The following is an 11,820-nucleotide window of genomic DNA, read 5'->3' on the forward strand; positions in this document are numbered from 1 at the left end:
TACCTGCAGGCAGCTGCTTGTTGCCCAGGTAAAGACCCCTGTTGCCGGTTCCGTCAAACACCCGCAGGTTATTGTCGTAGCCCGACATCTCAAATACCAGCCCGCCTGCACGGTTGTATATGCGCACTTTGTTCTCGGGGTATAAATGAATACACTCGATCATCATGAAGTCATTTACGCCATCGCCATTAGCTGTTACGCCGTTGTGCGGCAGTACCGCTTCTGTTATTTCAAAGGGAAGCTGTTTATCGCAGCCATCGGGCGATATTACCCGCAACCAGTAATGACCGGCCGGCCCTACGAACAGAGGAGTGTTCTGGTCTGATATCTGGCTGCCATGCGCATCGTAAATGTAGTAATCCATCATTTCGCCCCCGACGCCAACAACACGTGCTGTGCCCGGCTGCGAGCAGGTTGCAGGCTCTACCTTAATTTCAAAATCAGGGAATACATATTCGCCACCTACATGCTTAACTACTGCATCAGATAAACAGCCATTCTCCAGGTCCCGGGCTACTACGGTATAGTATCCTTCGGCAAGTCCTTCCTGCCGGTATGGTACTGTACCTGCCGGCAGTAAACTATCGGGATTTGCTGTAGTGCCCCTGTACCAGGTAAAGGCAAACTTGTCGCGCTCACCACTGGCCACATTAACTTCCAGAGTTCCGTTAGGAACAGCACAGTTGTTAGAAATGGTGGCAGTAAGCATGGCCGAATCAAAGGCTACCGGAGGGAACAGTGCATTAATGCTCACGGTGTCGTAGCCAATACAGCCTGTTATTAGATTCTGCACCTCAACGATGTAGTCAGTCAGGCCAAGGTTGGTAACTACGGGTCCGGTCTGGGCAAGCCTGTTATCTACTGAAACCGTTTCTTTATACCAGGTAAAGCTATAGCCTTCTGTAAGGCCGTTTACACTGGCAGAGGCACTTGCATTTGGATTTCCCGGATCACAGATGGTCAGAGAAGTTTCCTGTTCAATAACAGGTGCTGGTTTGTTGTCTACATATCCTACATAGGCAATATCGTTGCCTACGCATACACGATGTCCGTTAAACCAGGCAAAAACTGTGTACGCACTTGGTCCTGCCACATCTACTCTGCTAAACGATGTGGCGTTGCTTACTTTGTAGGAAGGGCTGGTATTTGCAGGAGGTGCACTTAGCTCTCCGGCATACACCTCAAAGTCAAACGTCAGGTTATTTCCCAGCTTGCCTTCCAGATCACTTAGGTTTGCAACCCGCACAAAGATCTGTCCGTTATCCGGGTCGCAATTTGTCTGATCGCTGGCACTGGCACTTAAGGCAAGCTCAACCACAACCTCTTCAATCAGAAACTCCTGCGAAATGGTACAGTTGGTTACATTGTCCCGAACATTTATGGTGTAGTAACCTGCATTCAAATCAGTAATGCTGAAACCGGTTCCCGCTACAGTAGTGTAGGAATTGCTAAGGGTTTGGCGGTACATCCAGTCAACAGTATAGCGGCCACCATTACTGATGTTGCCATCTATTGATACAGCAAGTAAACCAGTTTGACCAAAGCAGCGGGAGATCATCTTTTTATCCACGAGTTGTAAGGTGGGTTTTACGCTGTTGTTCCTAAGCTGGTCTGTGGCAGTGAGTGAACAGTTCAAGCCTTTGCCCGCACGCTTAACAGCCTTTACAGAATACAAACCTGCAGGCAAATTCCGGAAGCTAGCCCCTGTGGCAGTAGTTACTGCTGTATTGGCCAGCACAGTGCCATTGGCGCTCAATAGCTGCAAATTAAAGTTTCCGAGAATATCGGCACCTTTAAATAGCTGGTTGCCAAAGTCTATCTGCGTGACACTTAGGCTGCCATCATTATTACAGGTGCTTTGGTCTGTGTGGCTAAGTGTAATGCTGCCGCTAAGCACTTCTTTTGCAATAGTGAGCGTAGCAGTGGCAGGACAGGTGTTGTTGTCGGTTACATCCAGGCGATATTGTGCGGCTTCCAGATTGCTAAAGCTAAGGGTGGTGGTGCTTACATTGTTTCCGGTGAAGGTTGTAGCCACCCCATTTTTATACAACACATAGCTGTAGCTGCCTGCCCCGGTAACCGTAGCTGTTAAACTGCCATTAGGAGTGTTATCGCAGGCAGAGAAGTTAACACCACTCAGCGCAACAGCAACTGTTGGTTGCGGAGGGTTTACCACCACCTGTACAGGAGCAGAGGCACAGCCTTTTCCAGGATTAGCAGTTTTAGTAGCCACTACTGTGTAGGTGCCGGCAGTAAGGCTGCTGATAGAGGCACCGCTGTAGGTATTACCGGCAGCATCAGTCCAGCTAAAGCTAAAGTCAGCAAGAGCAGCAGCTGTACCACCATAGGTAATGGCTGTGACTGAAGCTGATCCGTCACCAGAGGTACAGCTGGTCTGTGGCAGAGCAGCAGTGGTGGTGATGTGGATAGGCAGCAGCTTATCTTTCACTTCTGCTTCGGCAGCTACAGGACAGCCATTGGCGGCAGTGATCTCCAGGCGGTATACACCAGGACCCACAGCAGTAAGAGGTGCCAGAGTGGCTTGAGTACCGGCAGCACCAAAGGCTACACCATCTTTGTACCACTGGTAAGAGTAATCAGTAGTAGGAGAAGTTACCTTGGCTGTTACAGTACCTGTGAAAGAGGTGTTGTCGCAGGAGCTGTTGGCAGTGGTGCTAAGGCTGATGCTGGGGTAGGCGCTGTTGCTTCCCACCACCACCTGCACAGGAGCAGAGGCGCAGCCCTTTCCAGGATTAGCAGTTTTAGTAGCCACTACTGTATAAGTACCAGCAACAAGTTTATCAATAGAAGCGCCAGAGTAGGTATTACCGGCAGCATCAGTCCAGCTAAAGCTAAAGTCAGCAAGAGCAGCAGCTGCACCACCATAGGTAATGGCTGTGACTGAAGCTGATCCGTCACCAGAGGTACAGCTGGTCTGTGGCAGAGCAGCAGTGGTGGTGATGTGGATAGGCAGCAGCTTATCTTTCACTTCTGCTTCGGCAGCTACAGGACAGCCATTGGCGGCAGTGATCTCCAGGCGGTACACACCAGGACCCACAGCAGTAAGAGGTGCCAGAGTGGCTTGAGTACCGGCAGCACCAAGGGCTACACCATCTTTGTACCACTGGTAAGAGTAATCAGTAGTAGGAGAAGTTACCTTGGCTGTTACAGTACCTGTGAAAGAGGTGTTGTCGCAGGAGCTGTTGGCGGTGGTGCTAAGGCTGATGCTGGGGTAGGCGCTGTTGCTTCCCACCACCACCTGCACAGGAGCAGAGGCGCAGCCTTTTCCAGGATTAGCAGTTTTAGTAGCCACTACTGTATAAGTACCGGCAGTAAGGCTGCTGATAGAGGCACCGCTGTAGGTATTACCGGCAGCATCAGTCCAGCTAAAGCTAAAGTCAGCAAGAGCAGCAGCTGCACCACCATAGGTAATGGCTGTGACTGATGCTGATCCGTCACCGGAAGTACAGCTGGTCTGCGGCAGAGCAGCAGTGGTTGTTATAACAGGAAACTCCAGATCATCAGTTACCTCCACCTGTGCAGTGGTTACACAACCAGTTGATTCTTTTAATTCGAGGCGGTATACACCAGGTCCTGCCGCAGTAAGTGCCGGAGGGGTAGCCTGAGTGCCGGCAGCACCATAGGCAACATCATCTTTGTACCACTGGTAAGAGTAGTTGCCGCTAACAGCAGATATATCTGCCGATACAGTGCCATTGTAGGCCTGATCATCACATGAAGTATTTTGTGTAGCACTTAAGCTTATTGGAGTGGCATTGCTCAGGTTGCGGATGATTACCTCCAAAGGAGCAGCGCTACAGCCGCTGCCTGCGCCAGTACCAGCGTTCTGCTTAGCAACAAGGTAGTAGGTACCAGCAGATAAAGTATCAGTCGTGTACTGGGTGCCGTTATAAAAGAAGGTACCACTGGCAAGGTTGCCTGCACCTTTATACCAGCTAAAGGTATAGTTAGCCAGGCTGGCCGCTGCACCATTAAGACTTACACCATTGATGGTAATACTGCCATTTGCAGGTACGCAATCTGTCTGGTGAGTACCTGTTGCCTGCACTACGGGTACAACAGGCTGACCAGGAATGGTAAAGCTTATGTCGGTAGAACAGCCGGTACTGCCGCTAACAGTAGCAGTGTAGGTGCCTGCCTCAAGTGCTGAAAAAGGATAGCTGCCTGCCGGCTGGTTCAGTAAGTCTGCCGGCATGGCACCAGGGGCAGATAACCAGCTGATGGAAAACTGGGTAGTAGCATCATCAGATGGGGCGGCGCCTAAGGTAATTAGAACCGAGCCGTTTCCACCTTCGCACATATTACTGGCTACAATATCCCCTGCACGTACAACAGGTGCTTTTGCAATTTGCTTTATCTCAACAGTTTTAGATATTGAAATACACTTTTCTGGTGTGAGAAACTCTTTAACCAGGAAGGTATAAGTGCCAGGAGTCAGGTTGTTAAATTCTGTTGCAGTTGGCTGTCCCCATTTTTTAAAAGGAGCTGTTACAGTATCTCCGGGGTTGCTTCCTGCAAATAAATAAAACTTGTATTTAGACTGATCGGCAAAAGGAGCGCCATTGGCATCGGTTACCCGCACTTCAATGCTGCCTGTACCACCAGGGCATACTACGGAGTTGGTAACACCTACAAGTTCCGGCATATGGGCGCCAATATAAGGTACCTCTACAACTGCCAGCTCTTTACAACCATCTCCTTTGCGGGTGGCTACAACAGTGTAAATACCTGCGCCACGGGAGAATAGGGTTGCTCCGTTGGTATAGTAGTCTGTTTCAGCAGTCTGTCCGGGTAGTTCTACGCTTGCATCGTAACCCAGTGGCATGGTAGCGAGGGGGCCTCCGTTAAACTGAATTGGCGGATCGGTATAGAAGTTAGCATCCGGGTCTGTCTGCTGACCGGCATACCATTCGAAAGTATAATCATTTACATTGCGGCCGCTGCCATCATTCACCCAGGCGGTAATCACGCCACCATCTTCATTACAAGATGACGGTGCCCTGTTGAGGTAAGTTGAGATGGTAAACAGGGGAGGCGCCGGCTGTAGAAAGGCTGTTTCCTCAGGGGCTTTGCAGCTGGTCTGGGTGTTGGTAGCTACAACGGTGTAGTCATCAGAGGGCAGTGGAGTGCCGCTGGCATCCAGGTCTGTTAAGGTTCTGCCTGTGCCTGGGAGTGGAGTACCGGTAGCGGACTGTCCTCTGTACCAGCTAAAGGTGTAGTGGCTGTAGTCGGTAACTTCAGCTCCATTGATGAAAACACTGGCTGTCAGGCTTCCGCGCTCGCTTGGATTACAACTCTGGATGTTCTGTACGGCAATGGTAGTGCCTGGCTCAACCAGTATCTCTTCCAGGAACTTCGACTCAACTGTAACGCAGCCTGTATTCAAGTTTGTAGCCCGCAGGGTATAATAACCACTGGCAAGCTTGTTGGCCTGGCTGTTATTAGTGCCTGATAAATTAGCTGTAAGAGCTGTGCCTTGGGTAGTGGTGCCTGTAAACCATTCAAATCGATAATCTGAAAGAGGCAAGGCCACGCCGCCCGATTGTACCGAGGCTGTTAAAGTTCCTGAAAAAGGGGCCTGGCAGTTTACCTGTGGCGAAGCTGCAATGCTAACTTCAGGGTCGGTTGTTGTTTCATCTACTACAATAGATATTCTGCCGGTACTACAGCCAAGCTGCTTATGAACAGCCTCTACCTGGTAGTTTCCATTGTCGATATTTGAAAGTGAGCTGGCGTTTTCACCGGCGATCAGGGTATAGCTGCTTCCGCTTTGTTTATACCAGCTGATGCTGTACTGGCTAAAATCTGCTTCAGCAATATTATTCAGAAGAATATCGCTAAGTACAATGCCACCCTGGTAGGTAGTGCCATTAGTAGCCAGGCTGGGATCGCATATGTTGTTGGAGATGGTGCTATAGGTAAGCGTTATGCTGCTTTCCTGTTCGGGAACAAAGATGTTGGCTATCGTCTTGCAGCCGGTGCTGTTATCAGTGGCGCGTACGGTATAGGTTTGTCCGCCCTGCAGGCCAGAGGCAGTATTGCCGCTGATGCTTGCAGCAGGCACAGCAGCGCCTGATGTGGAGGTGCCAACAAACCACTCCAGCTGGTAGCCGCTGGCAAGGGTAGAGCCATCTTTGCTTAGGCTGGCACTGATGCTGCCGTTGTAGAGGCTTCCGCAGCTGCTCTGTGCAGTAGGTGTAAGGCTAAGGCTAAGGGCAGGCAGGCTGTTGCTGATGGTTACCGTCAGGGGATCAGAAGAACAGGCCAGATCAGTTCTGGTGGCAACCACCTGGTAACGACCTGCACCGAGCTGGCTAAGGCTGCTGCTGGTTTCACCGGCCATTAGAGTGAAGCTGCCGCCATCTTCTTTGTACCAGCGAAAGCTGTAGCCGCTAAGATCTGCAGTAGTGCTGCCGTTGAAGTCAACGCTGCTGATGCTGATGCTGCCGCTGTAGTTAGCTGCCGCCAGGGCAGGATCGCAGATGCCATTGGGGGTGCTGCTGTAGTTCAGGCTGATGCTCACATCTTCCTGTGCTACAAACACAGAAGCAGTGGTCTGGCAGCCGGTGCTGTTGTCTGTGGCGCGTACGGTATAGGTTTGTCCGCCCTGCAGGCCAGAAGCAGTATTACCGCTGATGCTGGCAGCAGGCACAGCAGCGCCTGAAGCAGAGGTGCCGATAAACCACTCCAGCTGATAGCCGCTGGCAAGGGTGGAGCCATCTTTGCTTAGGCTGGCACTGATGCTGCCATTGTAGAGGCTTCCGCAGCTGCTTTGTGCTGTTGGTGTAAGGCTAAGGCTAAGGGTGGGGGTATTATCATTCACCACAACAGTAAGCGGATCGGAGCTACAGCCCAGGCTGTTGTGGGTAGCCACCACCTGGTAGCTGCCAGTGGGGAGGTTGGAAAGAGAAGTGCTGCTGGCACCAGCAATAAGGCTGAAGCTGCCCCCACTCTCTTTATACCAGCTAAAGGAGTAGCCGCTAAGATCTGTAGTAGTGCTGCCGTTAAAATCTACACCTGTTACAGTGATGGCACCAGTGTACTGTGCGCCCGAGCTAGCAAGACCAGTATCGCAGATGCTGTTGGGTACAACTGTATAGGCAGGTGTAATGCTGTTCTCCTGCACAGGCACCAGTACAGCAGCAGTGGTCTGGCAGCCGGTGCTGTTATCAGTAGCGCGTACGGTATAAGTTAGTCCGCCCTGCAGGCCAGAGGCAGTATTGCCGCTGATGCTGGCAGCAGGCACGGCAGCGCCTGAAGTAGAGGTGCCTATGAACCACTCCAGCTGGTAGCCGCTGGCAAGGGTGGAGCCATCTTTGCTTAGGCTGGCGCTGATGCTGCCATTGTAGAGGCTTCCGCAGCTGCTTTGTGCTGTAGGGGTGAGGCTAAGGCTAAGGGCAGGCAGGCTGTTGCTGATCGTTACCGTCAGGGGATCAGAAGAACAGGCCAGATCAGTTCTGGTGGCAACCACCTGGTAACGACCTGCACCGAGCTGGCTAAGGCTGCTGCTGGTTTCACCGGCCATTAGAGTGAAGCTGCCGCCATCTTCTTTGTACCAGCGAAAGCTGTAGCCGCTAAGATCTGCAGTAGTGCTGCCGTTGAAGTCAACGCTGCTGATGCTGATGCTGCCGCTGTAGTTAGCTGCCGCCAGGGCAGGATCGCAGATGCCATTGGGGGTGCTGCTGTAGTTCAGGCTGATGCTCACATCTTCCTGTGCTACAAACACAGAAGCAGTGGTCTGGCAGCCGGTGCTGTTGTCTGTGGCGCGTACGGTATAGGTTTGTCCGCCCTGCAGGCCAGTGGCAGTATTGCCACTGATGCTGGCAGCAGGCACAGCAGCCCCTGAAGCAGAGGTGCCGATAAACCACTCCAGCTGATAGCCGCTGGCAAGGGTGGAGCCATCTTTGCTTAGACTGGCACTGATGCTGCCATTGTAGAGGCTTCCGCAGCTGCTTTGTGCTGTAGGTGTGAGGCTAAGGCTAAGGGTGGGGGTATTATCATTCACCACAACAGTAAGCGGATCGGAGCTACAGCCCAGGCTGTTGTGGGTAGCCACCACCTGGTAGCTGCCAGTGGGGAGATTGGAAAGAGAAGTGCTGCTGGCACCGGCAATAAGGCTGAAGCTGCCCCCACTCTCTTTGTACCAGTTAAAGGAGTAGCCGCTAAGATCTGTAGTAGTGCTGCCGTTAAAATCTACTGCTGTTACAGTGATGGCACCAGTGTACTGTGCGCCCGAGCTAGCAAGACCAGTATCGCAGATGCTGTTGGGTACAACTGTATAGGCAGGTGTAATGCTGTTCTCCTGCACAGGCACCAGTACAGCAGCAGTGGTCTGGCAGCCGGTGCTGTTATCAGTGGCGCGTACAGTATAGGTTAGTCCGCCCTGCAGGCCAGAAGCAGTATTGCCGCTGATGCTGGCAGCAGGCACAGCAGCCCCTGATGTGGAGGTGCCGATGAACCACTCCAGCTGGTAGCCGCTGGCAAGGGTGGAGCCATCTTTGCTTAGGCTGGCACTGATGCTGCCATTGTAGGGGCTTCCGCAGCTGCTCTGTGCTGTAGGCGTGAGGCTAAGGCTAAGGGTAGGGGTTGCATTATTGATCACAACGTTTACAGGATCAGAGCTGCAACCACCACTGTTTGTAGCTGTAACCGTATAAGTGCCGCCGGGCAGGCTGCTCATTTGATTTGTGCCATTTACGGTTCCGCTGTTACCATTGGCATCTACCCAGCTAAAGGTATATCCGCTAAAGTCTGTAACCGACTGGCCGTTGTTTGTAACAGCAGCTGTGATGGAACCTGTGTAATTGGCGCCGTTGCTGGCTTTTTGCGGATCGCAGATGCTGTTAGGGAGTGCGCTTAGGCTAAGCACAGGATGTACAGGCTGATGAGGAACAGTAAAGGATACGAGCGTATCACAGGTGAGGCTCATATCTGTATAGATACCCGCCACCCGAATACTGTAGGTGCCTACAGGCAGTGGTGAGGCATTGGGCTGATTCCTGAATTGTGATAGTTCAGTTCCGCTGGCATTATACCAGGTGTAGGAGTAGCCACCTGCAGGAATGTCTCCAGTGGCAGAAGGAATGATTGTAGTGGCAATAGCGCCGCTGCCAGAGCCGTTGCAAAGTAAATCTGGCGTTACTGTAGCCGTTACAATAGGGCTGGTGGGGTAGCCATCAACTGTTAGCTGTATAGGTGTTGTGGTACAACCAGTTGCTTCGTTTGTGGCTACAATGGTGTAGGTGCCTGGGGGCAAAAATTCCATGTAGTCAAGGCTCTGATATTTAGGAATGTTTTTATCAGGGTCTGCAACAGTTCCGCTATACCAGTTGATCTTATAATTCTTTGGGTTGTTAAGCCTGATTTCTCCTACAGGGTCAGCATCGCAGCCTACAGTATTTTTTATATAATCGAGGCTAAACTCCAATACCGGGGTTTCATCTTTAACAACCCCTGTTGCTGTCATCTCGCATTTTCTTTCAAGATCCTCCACCACAACAACATAGGTGCCTGCTGTTAGCTGGCTAACGGAGGTGCCGGTTGCCAGCTTATAGGCTTCCTCATTTACATGCTCGGCAGGGTACCAGCTGTAACTGAATGAACCGTTGTTAAGCCTCTTATTGTTCTGGTAAATCTCAACAGATAACTTGCCCCCAAAAGGGTTTTTGCAGGTTTGCTGGTGGCTGTCTGCTGTAACTCTGGCTTCAAGCCCGGCACAGGGAGCTTCGCTCAAGTTGGATGATAAAAGGTTTTTTCCGGACAATGGAAAGAACGCTGATAATAAGAGGAGGAGAGCGTATAGCTGCTTCATAGGCGAGGCAGAATAATGGTTAGAGGAGTAACAAACACATTTTCAAGGCACTAAATTAGCTCCTTTAAAGCATCAGGTAAATAGTAATGTAAGTAAGGGTTTTACATTACTGACTAAGGGTTTTACATTAGAGCGCATAGTGGGTTAAAAAGGGAGAAGGAAAAAATAAGCAGGCTCCACTAGCACAATTTTGCTAAAGCCTGTTTCCTACCACTTTAGCTTTTTCAAGCATTAAAAAAACATTAAAAAACATAACAATAAAAAGCAGCCCCCTGTGGTGATAATATTTTTTTGAATTCTCATATTCTATTTTGTAAGGTTTTGCTATGAAAACGAAATTTTTCTGTTTCATAACATTAATCACAAGCACAAACAGTACCCAACAATGCACAGCTATTGCATAATTAATAGTTACATTATTATTAACTCTCCATATCGGGACTGCCAGGGAGCCCTAGTGCTTTTGGTTAGACTTAGCTGTTCCTGTTATGTTTTTATATTGTTGGAAGCTAATTATGAGCGGATATTTTCCTCATAGTTTTTTTCTTACATAAAGGGCCTTTATATATATTTCCATGTATTTATATACATAAAACTCTAATGGTCAGGTGGTTAGATGTGCATACTGTAAATATTCATATTTTAAACAGCTGAAGTAGGAAACATATATTTTGAATAAATGCCTGCTATTGTAGGGGGCTTACTTCGCTCCTGTATGGCTGGCGCCTGCACTCCCGGAGCCAGCTCTGCTCTAGCCGTACGGTTCTATTGATAGGTAAACACAGTAGAATGAAGGTTAACAAAATACTTTTTGCAGCTTATCAGGCACTCATGGAGGGGGAGAAGCGCGCTGAACTGCCCATCCGGGTTTCGTGAATTGTAAGGGAGTATTTATCGAAAGCTGAGGGTAAAGGCATCCGGCGACAGCATCAGTATATTAAAAATAACCGTATTCAAGGCCTGCTAACGTGTAGAATACAAGTTGCAAATAATCCTGCTGACAATGGTCGTTAGTACCTCTATTACATGGAGGCCACCTCTATGTCAATAAGGGAGGATGAATGGTACAAAAAAAGCCCCGGGTACACCCCGGGGCTGTTCTTGTTATTAGTTATACGAACAGCAGGTACAACATTGGTTGTACCTGCCTTGCATACTATCAGAAGTAAGTGTGGCATGGTTCTGGACTAAGCCTGATGCGGTAATTCAGCATAAGCTCATGCGACCCTTGGGTATGGTTGCGTAAACTGGAAAGGGTGTAGTCGTAGGCGTAGCCAAAATTTACGTTCTCATTCAAGATCAGCTGAAACATACCAATGATAGAATCTCCATTGCGGTAGGAGATGCCTGTGCCCAGCACCTTGTTGTAGTAGAAATTAAGGCTAAGGTCATAACCCACTGGCATGTTGTCCTGCAGGCGAAGCAGCATAGAGGGCATTGTTTGTACCTTGCTGCCAAGCTCCATTACTTTTCCCGCCGACAGGTAGTAGTAGCGCGCTTCCCTGTTTTCGGTAATAAGGCCATCGCCGTTAATATCAAAGGTTTTGTTTTCTACCAGGAAGGGAGAAGATAAACCTACATAACCTTTTCTGGTGCTGTAAAACACGCCAGTGCCAAAGTTAGGAGTAGTCTTACGGTAGTACCCCAGCAGCGGATCAGTTCCGGCCTGAACAGTAAGGCTGTTAAAGTCAGACTGGCGGTAGTTGAGGCCCCCCTGCAGACCCAGCGAAAGCATACCTGCTCTTTTGAACTTGATCTGGTAGGCATAGGAGACATAGGCACTCCAGTCGGTATGTACGCCAATGGTTTCATGGGAGATGAGCATGCCCAGGCCAATGTTCTTTCGGTCAAGGGGGGCATGCACACTTAGCATCTGTGTTTTAGGGGCACCCTCAAAGTTCACCCACTGGCTGCGGATAACAGCCATGGCATTGAACTGCTTCTGGCTGCCGGCATAGGCAGGGTTAAGGGCTAAACCATTGAACATG

The 11,820-nt window shown here is 50.1% G+C and carries 2 protein-coding genes; both read right to left on the bottom strand.

All coding sequences use genetic code 11. The annotated features are described in order from the left end of the window. Positions 1-9,754 (bottom strand): gliding motility-associated C-terminal domain-containing protein (locus tag KWJ01_RS13490; protein ID WP_224997012.1); only part of this gene is annotated, 9,754 nt, incomplete at its 3' end. Positions 9,755-10,991: 1,237 nt separating this feature from the next. Further along, positions 10,992-11,820: type IX secretion system membrane protein PorP/SprF (locus KWJ01_RS13495; protein WP_224997013.1), on the bottom strand; the 829-nt coding region annotated here is incomplete at its 5' end.

The sequence above is a fragment of the Cesiribacter sp. SM1 genome (assembly GCF_020178975.1).
Taxonomy (GTDB): domain Bacteria; phylum Bacteroidota; class Bacteroidia; order Cytophagales; family Cyclobacteriaceae; genus Cesiribacter.